Source organism: Microbacterium sp. NPDC055903, from assembly GCF_053615555.1.
This window is the reverse complement of sequence record NZ_JBSHCA010000002.1, coordinates 204,638-218,368: the sequence shown is the minus strand read 5'-3', so window position 1 is coordinate 218,368 and position 13,731 is coordinate 204,638. Positions and strand designations below refer to the sequence as shown.

The following is a 13,731-nucleotide window of genomic DNA, read 5'->3' as shown; positions in this document are numbered from 1 at the left end:
AGTTCCAGGTTATCGGATCAATCGGCGAGCCAGGCGTCGGGCAGCACGGCGCCGAGCGCGCCCAGCGGCGCCCTCGCCTTGGTCGCGACCTCCGCGACCTCCGCGGCGGCGTCCGAGCGCCACGTGATCCCGCCGCCCGCGCCGATCCAGGCCTCGTCGCTCTCGACGACGACGCTGCGGATGACCATGGCGAGATCGACCGTTCCATCAAGGCCGATGTGGCCGAAGCATCCGCTGTAGACGCCCCGCGGCTCCTGTTCCAGGCCGTGCAGGATCGCCATCGCCGAGAGCTTGGGCGCACCCGTCATGCTGCCGGCGGGGAACGCGGCCGACCAGAGATCGGCCACGGTGATGCCGGGCCCCAGCCGTCCACTGACGGTGCTGACGAGCTGGTGGACGGCGGGGTAGCTCTCCACCTCCCAGAGGCCATCGACCCGGACGCTGCCCGGTTCGCAGATCCGGGAGAGGTCGTTGCGCATCAGGTCCACGATCATCACGTTCTCGGCGCGCTCCTTGGTGCTTTCGACGAGCTCGGTCGCGAGCGCGGCATCCTCGATCGGATCCACGGCCCTGGGGCGCGTCCCCTTGATCGGGCGGGTCGACACCCGCCCGCCTTCCGTGCGAAGGAACAGCTCGGGGCTCGCGCTCAGCAGCGCGCGCTCCCCGATCCGGATGAAGCCGCCGTGATGCGCGGGGGTGGCGGCCCGCAGGCGCAGATACGCCTGCACGGGGTCGTGCTCCCCCGGCACCGTGAAGCGGGTGGTGAGGCACAGCTGGTATGCGGAGCCTGCGCGGATCGCGTCCCTGCACCGCTCGATGAGCGCCGCGTAGTCGGCGGGCGAATGACGCGCCACCGCCTCGGCCGCCGCAGCGTCGCGCGGCTCCGGTGAGGAAGCCGTCGCGCAGAGATGCTCGACCTCGCGAGACCACGCGACGATCTCCGCCGGCGCGGCGAGGGCCCAGACCGCGTCACGGGCGTGATCGACCGCGATCGCCCGGTCGACGCGCACCCAGGCGGGTGTTCCCGAGGAACCCGCGACGGGCGCTCCTACGGCGCGCGCCCCGCTCTCGTAGTCCTGCCAGCCGACCCATCCGCCATGGAACGGCGGCGCGGATGGATCGCTCGACGGCGCTGTATCGACACGTGTTCGGCCAGGGGCTGCGGCGTCCTCCTCCCGCGTCCCGGTACCGAGGATGCTCCACCCCGATGCCGCATCAGGGCCCGCATCGAGCCAGAAAAGGTCGCGTTCGTCCCTCGTCAGGGCCGTGAACAGCGCATCGGCCCGTGCCGTCGCCGTGAGGAGACGGGAACGCAGCACGATCGGGGCGGGCACTCTCCCAGCGTAAGGGCGGCGGGCTCCGCGTATTCTCGTCTCGATGGACGACTTCCTGAACTGGCTGTTCGCCGCCGTGCAGTCGGTGCCCCCCGGTTGGCGCACGGTGATCGCGGGCGTCGCGGTCATGCTCGAGACGAGCGTCCTGATCGGCCTGATCGTACCCGGCGACACCATCGTGATCATCGCTTCCCTCGGTGTCGCGGGCGTCGCAGAGGGTGTCTGGCTGGGCGTCGCCGTCGTCATCGGGGCCCTGATCGGGGAGAGCATCGGCTTCGCGCTGGGCCGGTGGCTCGGACCTCACCTTCGCACATCCTGGCTCGGCCGAAGGATCGGTGAGACGCACTGGCAGCGCGCCGAGAACTACCTCCGCCGGCGAGGAGGGATCGCGATCTTCTTGTCCCGGTTCCTGCCCGTGCTGCATTCGCTCGTCCCCGTGACCGTCGGCATGAGCGGCTACCCCTATCGACGCTTCCTCGCGTGGACCGCTCCGGCGTGCGTGCTCTGGGCCGGCGCGTACGTCAGTGTCACCTCCCTGGCCGCCGGCGGCTTCCGTCGCCTGGTCGACCAGGTGCACTACGCCGGTTACATCTTCGTCGGCGTCATCGTCGTCTTCCTGGTGCTGCTCATGCTGGGCAAGAAGCTCCTGCAGAAGTGGGAGCAGCGCCATATGGATCCCGTCGAGGGGGCTCCAGGGGGTGAAGGGACCGCGCCGGGCATGAAAGACTGAGGGGGATGCCCGATCACGCCGCCCCCCAGGCCAGGATCCACTGGTTCGCACGCCTGGAGCACCGCTTCCACGTCTGGCGCGAGAAGCGCGCCAGACGACGTGGACGGACGGCGAGCATCCTGCCGTTCCCCGGCTACGGCGGCGCGGGCTGGGTGCGCATCGTCGGGCGGGTCCTGATCCTTCCGCCGCAGCGCAAGCGAACGAACGGCGACGCCGCGAGCGTCCGCGGCTGGCGGAGCTTCGTCGGCATCCCGGTCGGCTTCGCGACGGTGCAGGTGACGATCGGCGGGCGCACCCAGGACGTCGTCGCCGACCGCGGCGGCGTCATCGACACGGTCGTCCGCGCAGATCTGGAGCCGGGATGGCAGGCGTTCTCGGTTTCGGTGGACGGCGGTGAGCCGACTGCCGGCACGGTGTTCATCGTCGACGAGCAGGTGGGCTTCGGCGTGGTCAGCGACGTCGACGACACGGTGATGGTCACGGCCCTCCCCCGGCCCTTCATCGCCGCGTGGAACTCCTTCGTCGTCGACGAGCACGCCAGGATCCCCGTGCCGGGGATGGCCGTGCTCCTCGAGCAGCTCGTGCGTCAGCACCCAGGTGCCCCGATGATCTACCTTTCCACCGGCGCGTGGAACGTGGCTCCGACGCTGCGGAGATTCCTCAGCAGACACCTCTTCCCGCTGGGTTCCATGCTGCTCACCGACTGGGGCCCCACGCACGACCGATGGTTCCGCAGCGGCCGCGAGCACAAGCTGACCAATCTCCGCCGGCTCGCGGCAGAGTTCCCCGGCGTCCGCTGGCTGCTCATCGGCGACGACGGACAGCACGACGAGGCGATCTACACCCAGTTCCAGCACGAGCATCCGGAATGCGTCGCCGGCGTCGCGATCCGCCAGCTCTCCACGACGGAGGCGATGCTGGCCGGCGGTCGCGCGCCCGTCGACGATCACTCCGACGACACGGTGCCGTGGGTCACGGCATCCGACGGGGCCGGCCTTCGGGAACGCCTCGGCGAAGCGGGGATACTCCGCTGATGCGCATCGCGCTGTCGTCCGGCGAGTGGCGCGAGCGCGAACGCGCGCATCAGGCACGTGCGGACGCCCTGACCGCCGCGCATCGCGACCGCGCGCGGCGCGGCGAGAAGCACCCGGTGTGGGACTTCCTCTTCACCTATTACGGATACAAGCCCGCCCAGCTGCGCAGATGGCATCCTGGCGCAGACGTTCAGCTCGAGGACGCCGCGGAGCGCGTGACATGGCGGTGGTACTCGCCGGGGACCTCCGAGGAGTCGGTCATGCCGGATGCCGAGGCGTTCGCCGCCGAGAAGGCACCGCTCGCGACGCTGGTCGAGACGATGCTGCGCAGGACCGCGGCGCGCCCCGGACGGTTCGGATGCTTCGGTCTGCACGAGTGGGCCATGGTCTACCGCGAGCGGGAGCACAGGCATCCCGCGCCGCTTCGTCTGGGGCAATCCGGAACGGATGCGGTCGTCGAGTCGAACGACCTCCGCTGCACGCACTTCGACGCGTTCCGGTTCTTCACCCCCGACGCGGTGCCCCGCAATCGCTCGCCGCTCGACCGCGAGGGGCAGCCCGATCTCGAACAGCCCGGCTGTCTGCATGCGGGCATGGATGTCTACAAGTGGGCGATGAAGCTCGGCCCGCTGGTTCCCGGCGAGCTTCTGCTCGACGCGTTCGAGCTCGCACGGGACATCCGCCTGCTCGACATGGAGGCAGCGCCCTACGACCTGCAGGCCTGGGGCGTCGTGCCCGTCCGGATCGAGACGACGGAGGGCAAGACCGAATACGTCGCCAGGCAGCGCGGCTTCGCCGAGCGCGGCAACGCGCTTCGCGAGCGCATCCTCATCGCCTGGCTGGGCGGCTGATCAGCGCAGCGCCTGGGCGATCGGCTGAGGAGCGCCGCCGAGGCCGTTGCCGAAGCGGATGGTCCTGTCGATCGTGGCGGGCTCCACCAGGGTCTGCGCGATCACGGCGGCGACATCGCCCCGAGCGACGGCGCCGCGGCCGGTCTCGTCCACTTCGATGAGACCGGTCGGCTCGTCGAACGTGAGCGTCCCCGGCCCGAGCACCGTCCAATCCAGGTCTGTGCCCGTCAGGTGCTCGTCGGCTGCCCACTTGGCATCGGCGTAGGCGAAGAACCCGTCATCGGGGTTCACTCCGTGGTCCGCCCTCGAGCCGATCCAGGAGACCATCACGTAGCGACGGACACCCGCACGCATCGCCGCGGTCATGCTCGAGATCGCCGCGTCACGATCGACCGCATAGGTGCGCGCTGCGTCTCCTCCCCCGGCACCCGCAGACCAGACGACGGCGTCGTGACCGGCCACGAGCCTGGTCATGCCCTCGGCATCCGCGTTCTCGATGTCGGCGACGACGGGCGTCCCGCCGAGGGCGGCGATGTCCGCGACGTGACGGGGATCGCGGATGATCGAGGTCACCTCGTCGCCTCTCGCGACGAGGAGCGGAGTGAGCAGGAGCGCGACGCGGCCGTGGCCACCGAACAGGATGATGCGGGACACGGGTCTACCTCTCGCCGAGCTGGGTGGTGTCGATGACGTACGCCTGGGGATGATCCGGCAGATAGCGCACGACGAACTCGCTGTCCGAGGGGATCCAGGCGTCTCGGTCCGGGTGGAGTGAGGGAGTGAAGAAGTTGTTCTCGAGCGTGTAGGTCTCCCCCGTCGAGGTCGTGAAGGTGACCCAGTCTCCGTCCATCGTGCCGATCGTGGACTGTCCGTTCGCGTGGATGTACGCCGAGGTGACCGGCACACCCGTGAGCCCCAGGATGCCGAGGACGAGCCCCGCGAGCATGATCGCCCCGAGGACACGGAACGCGCCTCGGCGGATGCGCGCGACGATCGTCCTCCGTCGGTGGCCGGCGTCCGACTCGGGAAGCCCCTCGCGCTCTCGGACCATGCCGAGCCTGGACGATGCGCCGACGCCCGAGAACGCGAGCGCTCCGACGCCCAGCAACGAGAACCCGCCGATGAACACCATCGCGAAACCATGCGTGACGGGGAAGTTCACCAGCCAGACGAGAGTGTCGAGAACGTCCATCACTCGGCCTCCCTTTCGATGGTCATGGCGACGGTCTGCGGGTCGGCCGGCAGATAGCGCGCCCAGACGGGCGAGCCGACCTGTACACGGGAGATCGCTTCGGGGTAGACGAAGACGGTCGTGTCCGCTTCCCACCCCGCCTGCCCGTCCGGCGTCACGAGGAGGCGGATCTCCAGCTCGCTCTGCCCCTCCTTGCGCACGCCCGTCGGGCGGATCGCGAGCACGGAGGCAGGGGCCTGCACACCGCTACGACGGGCCCTGACCAGGCGCGGGTCGATGAGACCCCGCTGGATGCGCCAATCGAGCAGGGCGTCGCGCACGACCGGGTCCTCGGGGTCCGCGAGCTCGACGGTGTCGCGGTCGGTGAGGCTGTAGCGGACGGGCAGGGGAACACCGGGCTGGGTGAAGGACTCCTCGTTGGGCGCGATCATCATCCGCAGCTGGCTGACGAACTCCGTGCCGTCGTAGGCGGAGACGCGCAGGAAGATGTCGTACTGCGGCACGTCGTTGACGGTGAGGCCGGTGCGTCCCGCCTCCACGATCCGTCCGACGCCGATGTGGGTCTCGCCGCGCACGTTCTTGCGGCGGCCGAGCCCGCTCATGGTGCCGCCGAAGGTGAGGAGGATGCCCCAGGCCACGCCGATGATGATGGGAGCTCCGAGGGTGTCCTCTCCGCGGAACGGCAGGATGGACGAGCGCTGATCGACTCCGAACAGCCCTTCCCCTGCCCAGATGACCAGCCAGGCGGAGAGCAGGAGCCAGATGCCCGTGAGGAGGTATCGCAGCATGCCCCCAGGGTATCCGGCGCATGCCCTGCACGGCATCCTTCCGCCGCGCGTCGGGAGGCGCGGCCGCCGTAGACTGCTCACGGTGTGGCCCGATGCACCGGCACGAAGGAGCGCCGCATGTTCGAACGAGAGATCACCGATCCGGTCGTACTCACCACCGCATCCGGTGACCTGAACCCCGCGGCGCTCGGCTGGACGCGCAGGCCCCTGCACGACACCTCGGGGATCCCCGATCGTCGTCGCTGGGGACGCAACAAGCGATGGGAGTATTGGAATGCGATGACGCCGACGCACATCGTCGCGATGACGGTGTCGTGCATCGACTACCTCTCACTCAACTCGTTGTGGGTGCTCGACAGAGCCACCGGCGTCGAGATCGAGAAGACGACGCTGTCCCCGGGTGCCGGGGCCGCGACCCTGCCTGCTTCGCTCGGCGATGGTCCGGCCACCGCCCGTGTCGCCGGCCTCACGATCGACGTCGACGAACAGGAGGGCGGCACGAGGCTCAGAGCGCAGAGCGATCGCGTACGCGTGGACATCCTCGCTGAGCGTCCGGCGGGACACGAGTCCCTGGGCGTGGTCGTGCCATGGCGACGAGGGCGGAGCATCCGGCATTTCCAGTACACCGCTAAGGACGTCGCCCGCCCGGCAAGGGGCGAGTTGAGCGTCGATGGAGTCCGTCATCCGGTCGAGGAGGATGCCTGGGCAGTCCTCGATCACGGCCGCGGTCGCTGGCCGTACCGAGTCCACTGGAACTGGGCGGCGGGCAGCGGAGTCGCCGAGGGCCGGCGCATCGGCCTGCAGCTCGGTTCGAAGTGGACCGACGGCTCCGGCGCGACGGAGAACGCGCTCGTCATCGACGGCCGACTCAGCAAGATCAGCGAGGAGCTCGTCTGGGATTACACTCCCGGTGACTGGATGAGGCCATGGCGCGTGCACGGCGACACGGCCGACCTCACCTTCGCGCCGTTCCACCACCGGCATGCGCGCACGAATGCACTCGTCATCACGACGCGGACGGATCAGCTCTTCGGCGTCTGGACGGGCTGGGTGAAGGATGACTCCGGCGCGAAAGTCCTCGTCGACGGCATCGAGGGCTGGGCGGAGGACGTCCTCAACCGCTGGTGACCGGTCGTGCGGCCAGCGCGCGCCGGACGCCCGTCGCGGCGGAACGGCCAGCGCGGTTCGCGCCGATCGTCGATGCCGACGGCCCGTAGCCGACGAGCTGGATGCGTGGATCAGCCACCGCCGTCGTGCCCCGACCTCCGTGATCGAGCTGGATGCCTCCGGCGGCGCTGCGCAGATGGAGCGGTGCCAGGTGGCCGATCGCGGGGCGGAACCCCGTCGCCCAGAGGATGACGTCGACGCGTTCGAACGATCCGTCTGCCCAGCGCACACCGTCCGGCTCGATGCGTTCGAACATCGGCCGACGGTCCGCATAGGCGCCGAGACGCTCCGCCTCACGCTCCTGCTGGCGCAGCATCAGCCCTGTGACGCTGACGACGCTCTCCGGCGGGAGCCCCTGGGCCACTCGCTTCTCCACGAGGGCGACGGCGGCCGCGCCTGCCTCGGGGGTGAAGTCGTCGGTTCTCCAGACCGGCTCGCGGCGGGTGGCCCAGAGCGTGTCGGTGATCGGGGCGAGGGCGCCGAGGAACTGCACGGCAGACGCTCCCCCGCCGACGACCAGTACGCGCTTGCCGCGGAAGTGCTCCGGCCCCGGATAGGCGACGGTGTGCAGCTGCTCGCCGAGGAAGGTCTCCATGCCCGGATAGTGCGGCAGGAACGGATGCGTCCACGTCCCTGTGGCGTTGATGAGAGTCCGCGCGCGCCAGCGGCGGTCTCCGGCATGGACGACGAGGATGCCGTCCTCATCGGTCACCCGGTCGACGTGCACGGGGCGGAGGATCGGGAGGTCGTGCTCGGACTCGTAGCGTGCGAACGACGCAGGGACCGCGACATTGGCCTGTGCCTCGTCCCTCGGCGGGGGCACGGAGCCTGGGAGCTCGGCGACGCCGTGCACGTCGGTCATCGTGAGGGCATCCCAGCGATGCTGCCAGGCGCCGCCCGGCCGGTCGTCCCCGTCGAGGACGAGGTGCCGGATGCCGAGCCTCGTGAGGTGGTACGACGAGGAGAGCCCGGCCTGGCCTGCTCCGATGACGATGCTCTCGAGGATCTCCACGTCGTGGTCAACACCTGATCGGCCCGCGGTGTTCCGCCGCGCGGGGTGCGGACACTCCCGAGATCCGAGGCCGATTCGCGCACAGCGCGAGATCTGTTGTACTCTTTTCAAGTTGCCCCGGGCTTCTACGGGGCGGCTTCTGGGCCTGTGGCGCAGCTGGTAGCGCACCTGCATGGCATGCAGGGGGTCAGGGGTTCGAGTCCCCTCAGGTCCACAACGAATCCCGCGAGAGATCGCGGGATTTCTTGTTTCCAGAGTCATGTCACGGCTCCCCTCCGTTGCGCAGCACACGCCGGCCTCGGTCTCTCGGCATGACAACCGCAGGAGACAACACTCCGATGATATGATCATAATTAATCATCATGAAGGGTGAGATGTCATGTTCGTTCTGCCGGAGCTCGACCCGCAGGAGCAGGACGTTCGCGCTGACATCCAGGATTTCAATGACCGGCTGGCGCTCCAAGTGCGCCAAGGAAATCGGTGGACAGCACCCCTGCGCCGGATGACGTTCGCCCGCAATGTGCAGGGCTCCAACAGCATCGAAGGCATCAACGCCAGTGTCGATGACGTCGCCGCTATCGCCCAGGGCGAGAAGCCGTCCACGGTCGATGAGGAGACCGAGCGCGCCCTGGCCGGATATCAACTCGCGATGACCTACGTCCTGCAGCTCGCTCACGAACCCGTCACGATCAACTCGACGCTGATTCAGAGCATGCATTTCATGGTGACCTCCCACGACCTCACGAAGCGTCCCGGTCGCTATCGCATCGGTCCGGTGTACGTGCTGCAGGAATCCACCGGCGACATCGTCCACGAAGGGGCCGATGCCGACGCCCTCCCGATGCTGATGGATGAGCTCTCCGCGACGGCGTTCAGCGAAGGCGGCGACCGTCTGCTGGATGCCGCGATGGCGCACCTCAACTTCGTGCTCATCCATCCATTCAAGGATGGCAATGGGCGCATGGCGCGGATACTGCAGTCGCTGGTGCTCGCCGCCGATGGGGAGATCTCGCCCGTGTTCTACTCCATCGAGGAGTACCTCGGCCGCCACACGCAGGCGTACTACGACGTACTCGCGAAGGTCGGCCAGGGGCACTGGGCGCCAGAAGGGGCGAACCCTGAGCAGGTCCGCCCCTGGATCCGGTTCATCCTCACTGCCCACTTCAACCAGGCCGCGGAGCGAGCCGCACGGATCATCGCCGCGGGGAACGCCGCATCCGCACTGAACGATCTCGTGGCGTCCTCAGGTATCGATGATCGCGCCTTGGATGCGCTGTTCGACGCCGTCTTCGGGGCGACGTTGACCCGAGGCCGATACATCGCTTCTCTTGCGGATGCCGGCCTCGAGGTCAGCGAGCAGACGGCCACCAGAGACCTGGCCGGCCTGGCGAAGGCTGGCCTGCTCATCGCGTCTGGGGAGAAGCGCGGCCGAGCCTATAGGGCTGGGCAGCCGCTGCTGGAGATCAAGGAAGCAGTCGGGCTCGGGCGGGCGTGGCGACACGCAGACCCGTTCGCCGATTCGCGCTGACCCAGGTCGCCCTTTTCGGGGCCTTCAGCCGAGCAGCCGCTCGAACAGCGCCTCGATCGCCGGATCGATCCGCTGCAGCTCCGGGTGCGCGTCGTGCCAGTCGATGATCTCGGATGCTGCACGGTGCAGGGCGATCGTCGGCGCGAACTCCGGCACGAGACGGCGGATCTTCGTGTTGTCGAACACGACCGAGTGCGCCATGTCGCCGGTCAGCTGCCCTGCCCGTTCCGGGGCCGCCTGCTCGATGGCGGCACTGGTCACGTGACGGACCTTCGGCTCCGCACCCGCGGCCCGTCCGAGGATCGCGTAGATCTCGTTCCAGGTGTAGACGAAGTCGCTGGTGATCTGGAAGGTGTCGCCGTAGGCCAGCGGGTTGCCGAGCAACCCGACGAAGCCGACCGCGAAGTCGTCCGCGTGCGTGAGCGTCCACAGCGATGTGCCGTCCCCGTGCACGACGATCTCCTCGCCCCGGCGGATGCGATCGATCGCCGTCCAGCCGCCGAAGGCGGGCACGCTCCACTTGTCGTAGGTGTGCGACGGGCGAAGGACGGTCACGGGGAATCCGCGCTCCCGGTAGGCGCCGGCGAGGATATCCTCACAGGCGATCTTGTCGCGCGAATACTGCCAGAACGGGTTGCGCAGCGGCGTCGACTCGGTGATGGGGAGGCGTGAGACCGGCTTCTGATACGCGGATGCCGAGCTGATGAACACGTACTGGCCCGTACGGCCCTCGAAGCGGTCGATGTCGCGCTGGACCTGCTCAGGGGTGAAGGCGATCATGTCCGCGACGACATCGAACTCGCGGCCGGCGAGTGCGGCATCCACCGCCGCCGCATCCGAGATATCGGCGGTGAGGACCTCGACGCCCTCCGCCGGTGCACGGCGCGACCTCCCCCGGTTCAGGAGCGTCACCTCCATGCCCTGCCGCGCCGCGAGCGCACTCGCCGCGGAGGAGATCGTTCCGGTCCCACCGATGAAGAGCACCCTCGTCGCAGCCATGACAGCACTCTATCGACGCCGTCGACATCACCGGCCGCTGCGGGCGGCTACACTCTCGCTCACATCCCCCACGAGCACCGAAGGAGGTCTCCGATGACGGATGGCGCAGGGTTGGTCAGGCCCGACGTGAGCGAAGCGGATGCCGTGCGCATCGCGCGGGACTGCTACGGCGTCGAGGCGATGGCGCGGGAGCTGGGGAGCAATCAGGACCGCAACTTCGTCCTCGTGGCGGCGGACGGCACGCGCAGCGTGCTGCGGATCGACAACCCCGTGTTCGGGGACGACGCGCGCGACGCCCAGCACGCGGCATTGGACGCCTATCGCGCGGCAGGGGTCGCCGTTCCCGCTGTGCTCCCTGGTCTCGACGGCGGGCTCATCCAACGATGGAACGGCTTCGCCATCCGGCGGAGCGAGTTCGCCGTCGGCGAGCCTATGGTGGACGCCGGCTACCTCGCCCCGGTCGTGCTCGCCGAGTTCGGCATGCTCGCCGCGGCCTCCGTCGAGGCGCTCGCCGGGCTGCGGCATCCTGGCCTCGACCGCGCACACATGTGGGACATGCGTGTCGCCCACGCGCAGACGCTCGCGCTCGCACCCTCGATCACCGATGCGGCACTGCGCGAGCGCGTGGTCCGCGCCGCCGACCGGGCGGCGGCGTCTCTGAGCACGGTCGCGGACCGGCTCCCCGTGCAGGCCGTGCACGGAGACCTCACCGACGACAACGTGACGGGGCGACGAGGCGACGATTCCCGCCTGCACCCCCACGTCGTCCTGGACCTCGGCGATCTCGCCTACGGCTGGCGCATCGCCGAACTCGCCGTATGCGCGTCCTCGCTGCTCCACCACGAACCGGAGCGACCGCTCCGTGTCCTGGACGCCGTCGAGGCCTTTCACGGGTGCTCTCCCCTCTCCGAGGACGAAGCCGCCGCGACATGGCCGTTGATCGTGCTGCGCGCCGCGCTCCTCGTCGCGAGCGGGTGGCGTCAGCTCGAGATCGACGGTGGCAACGAGTACGCCAGGGAACGTGTCGCCGGCGAGCAGGCCATCTTCGACGCCGCGACATCGATCCCGCTCGTCGAAGCCACCGAGCATGTGCTCGCACGCCTCGGTCTCCCCGCGACGCGCTTCGATCACGACGTCGTCCCGTTGCTCCCCGATCTGGGCATCCCCGTCGTGGCCGACCCCGGCGTCGAGTCCGTGTCGCTGGACGGCGGGGCATGGACACGACCGGAGATCGAGCAGGAGCTGGTAGACGCGATCCAGCGCGACGGGACGCACGCCGCGGTGCTCCCCTACGGCGTCTTCCGACTGACCCGCACCCTCATCGACACCGCGGAGGCCGCGAGCACCTGGCCGATCGAGACCGAGGTGCACGTCTCCCCCGCCGTATCGACGCGGATCGTCGCTCCCCTGGACGGCGTGCTCCGCTTCGAGCCGGCCGGTCTGGCGATCGACACCGTGGACGGCTGGTGCGTCCAGGTCCGCGGGGATGTCGTCGCCTCGATGCCACCGGGAGACGTATCGCAAGGCGCCGAGATCGCCCGGCTGACCGCATCGGCTGACGCGCGAACCCTCAGGATCGCGATCCTCCGCGGCGACGCTCCCGAGACCGCCGCCTCCGCGGACGGCACGCGCCTCGTCGAGCCCTCCCGCGTGCCAGCGTGGCGCCGGCTCAGCGCCGACCCCGCCGCCATGCTCGGAATCACCCCGCACGCACAACAGGACGAGTCCGCCTCGGAGCTGAACCGAAGGGAGCGGATCTTCGCGAAGGCGCAGGAGCGGTACTACGCGCATCCGCCGCAGATCCAACGAGGGTGGCGGCACCATCTCGTCGACACCACCGCTCGCGCGTACATCGACATGGTCAACAACGTCGCAGGGCTCGGTCACGGCCATCCTGGTGTCGCTGACGCCGCGAACGCGCAGCTGCGGATGCTCGGCACGAACTCGCGCTTCCTGTACCGCGAACTCGCCGAGTACAGCGAACGGCTCATCGCCCTCATGCCGGAAGGCAGCGGGCTGGACACCGTGCTGCTGGTGAACAGCGGATCCGAGGCGGTGGATCTCGCGATCCGGCTGGCTCAGGCGGCGACCCGCCGGACGACCGTCGTCGCGCTCCGCGAGGCGTACCACGGCTGGACGATGGCGAGCGATGCCGTCACAACCAGCGCCTACGACAACCCGGATGCCCTCACCACCCGCCCGGCATGGGTCCACGTCGCCGATGTGCCCAACCCGTACCGCGGGACCCATCGAGGCGAGGGGTCGGCCGAGCACTATCTGGCCGACCTCGCCAGAGATCTGGATCGGCTCGATCGGGAGGGCAGAGAGGTCGCCGCCTTCCTCTGCGAGTCGGTGCTGGGCAATGCCGGGGGCGTCCTCCTCCCGGACGGCTATCTCCCCGGTGCGTACGAACGGGTACGCGCGCACGGCGGGATCTGCATCGCCGACGAGGTCCAGGTCGGCTTCGGACGGATGGGCACGACCTTCTGGGGCTTCGAGCAGACCCGTGCCGTTCCGGACATCGTCACGGTGGCGAAGCCGATGGGAAACGGGTTCCCCCTCGGCGGTGTGATCACCTCTCGGGCGATCGCCGATGCGCTCAGCGGCCAGGGGCAGTTCTTCTCCTCGGCGGGAGGGAGCACCGTCAGCTGCCGCGTGGGCCTCGCCGTACTGGATGCGATGGCCGAGGAGGGCCTGCAAGGCAACGCCGCGGAGATCGGCCGGCGTCTGGCCGCAGGCCTCGGCGAGCTCGCCGACCGGCATCCGCTCATCGGGACGATCCACGGAGCCGGCCTGTATCTCGGCGTGGAGCTCGTCCGGAACCGGGAGTCGAGGGAACCGGCCGCCGCGGAGGCCGCGGCGATCTGCGAACGCCTCCGCGAGCTCGGCGTCATCGTGCTGACCACTTCCGAACGCTCCAACGTGCTGAAGATCAAGCCGCCGCTGTGTCTTTCCGCGCAGAGCGCCGATCACGTCGTCGCGATGCTGGACCGCGTGCTCACCGAAGGGTGGTGACCGAGCGCGCGCTGCGACACGCCACCCGATTCCGCACGATCTGCCCGGATTCGGGGCTGGTCCGGGCGATCCGCCAGACGT

General features: G+C 69.3%; 12 protein-coding genes and 1 tRNA gene. 7 read left to right on the top strand and 6 right to left on the bottom strand.

The features are described 5' to 3' along the window. Positions 1 to 17: 17 nt before the first annotated feature. On the bottom strand, positions 18 to 1,334 hold the full coding sequence (gene pabB / locus ACWGJP_RS10390; RefSeq protein ID WP_452329717.1) for an aminodeoxychorismate synthase component I: 1,317 nt from the start codon (positions 1,332 to 1,334) through the stop codon (positions 18 to 20). Positions 1,335 to 1,377: 43 nt separating this feature from the next. On the opposite strand from pabB, the gene ACWGJP_RS10385 reads away from it, so the two are divergent. The 3 genes from ACWGJP_RS10385 to ACWGJP_RS10375 are packed head-to-tail and all read left to right on the top strand — an operon-like array spanning position 1,378 to position 3,949. After that, positions 1,378 to 2,064 (top strand): DedA family protein, encoded by a 687-nt coding sequence (locus tag ACWGJP_RS10385; RefSeq protein WP_452329716.1) that lies wholly within the window; start codon positions 1,378 to 1,380, stop codon positions 2,062 to 2,064. Positions 2,065 to 2,069: 5 nt separating this feature from the next. Next, positions 2,070 to 3,098, top strand: coding sequence for an App1 family protein (locus tag ACWGJP_RS10380; protein WP_452329715.1), 1,029 nt, complete (start codon positions 2,070 to 2,072; stop codon positions 3,096 to 3,098). Further along, a complete protein-coding gene (locus tag ACWGJP_RS10375) occupies positions 3,098 to 3,949 on the top strand; it encodes a 3-methyladenine DNA glycosylase (RefSeq protein ID WP_452329714.1) in 852 nt (283 codons plus the stop codon). Before ACWGJP_RS10380 ends, ACWGJP_RS10375 begins: the two co-directional genes overlap by 1 nt. On the opposite strand, the gene ACWGJP_RS10370 is transcribed toward ACWGJP_RS10375, so the two are convergent. From ACWGJP_RS10370 to ACWGJP_RS10360, 3 genes are read right to left on the bottom strand one after another with little or no spacing between them, the layout of a single operon-like run. Beyond that, entirely contained in the window at positions 3,950 to 4,603 is a 654-nt protein-coding gene (locus ACWGJP_RS10370; protein WP_452329713.1) for an SDR family oxidoreductase, read from the bottom strand. Between the two features lie 4 nt (positions 4,604 to 4,607). Beyond that, on the bottom strand, positions 4,608 to 5,141 hold the full coding sequence (locus ACWGJP_RS10365; RefSeq protein ID WP_452329712.1) for a hypothetical protein: 534 nt from the start codon (positions 5,139 to 5,141) through the stop codon (positions 4,608 to 4,610). Next, entirely contained in the window at positions 5,141 to 5,929 is a 789-nt protein-coding gene (locus ACWGJP_RS10360) for a hypothetical protein (RefSeq protein WP_452329711.1), read from the bottom strand. The genes ACWGJP_RS10365 and ACWGJP_RS10360 overlap by 1 nt, the downstream gene beginning before the upstream one ends. 117 nt (positions 5,930 to 6,046) lie before the next feature. Between ACWGJP_RS10360 and ACWGJP_RS10355 the strand changes: the two genes are divergently transcribed. Continuing rightward, the gene (locus ACWGJP_RS10355) at positions 6,047 to 7,057 is read left to right on the top strand and encodes a DUF2804 domain-containing protein (RefSeq protein ID WP_452329710.1); all 1,011 of its coding nucleotides are present in this window, start codon (positions 6,047 to 6,049) and stop codon (positions 7,055 to 7,057) included. On the opposite strand, the gene ACWGJP_RS10350 is transcribed toward ACWGJP_RS10355, so the two are convergent. After that, complete coding sequence (locus ACWGJP_RS10350) at positions 7,044 to 8,108, bottom strand: NAD(P)-binding domain-containing protein (protein WP_452329709.1); 1,065 nt, start codon at positions 8,106 to 8,108, stop codon at positions 7,044 to 7,046. The two genes, ACWGJP_RS10355 and ACWGJP_RS10350, sit on opposite strands and share 14 nt — an antisense overlap. Positions 8,109 to 8,249: 141 nt before the next feature. On the opposite strand from ACWGJP_RS10350, the gene ACWGJP_RS10345 reads away from it, so the two are divergent. Beyond that, a tRNA-Ala gene (locus tag ACWGJP_RS10345) sits at positions 8,250 to 8,322 on the top strand. 165 nt (positions 8,323 to 8,487) lie between these two features. Beyond that, positions 8,488 to 9,636, top strand: coding sequence for a Fic family protein (locus ACWGJP_RS10340; RefSeq protein ID WP_452329708.1), 1,149 nt, complete (start codon positions 8,488 to 8,490; stop codon positions 9,634 to 9,636). A gap of 24 nt (positions 9,637 to 9,660) precedes the next feature. Here ACWGJP_RS10340 and ACWGJP_RS10335 read toward each other — a convergent pair whose 3' ends face one another. Next, positions 9,661 to 10,635 (bottom strand): NAD-dependent epimerase/dehydratase family protein, encoded by a 975-nt coding sequence (locus ACWGJP_RS10335; protein ID WP_452329707.1) that lies wholly within the window; start codon positions 10,633 to 10,635, stop codon positions 9,661 to 9,663. 93 nt (positions 10,636 to 10,728) lie between these two features. Between ACWGJP_RS10335 and ACWGJP_RS10330 the strand changes: the two genes are divergently transcribed. Next, positions 10,729 to 13,650 carry an aminotransferase gene (locus ACWGJP_RS10330; RefSeq protein WP_452329706.1) on the top strand — a complete coding sequence of 974 codons (2,922 nt, stop codon included), beginning with the start codon at positions 10,729 to 10,731 and terminating at the stop codon, positions 13,648 to 13,650. Positions 13,651 to 13,731: the final 81 nt, after the last annotated feature.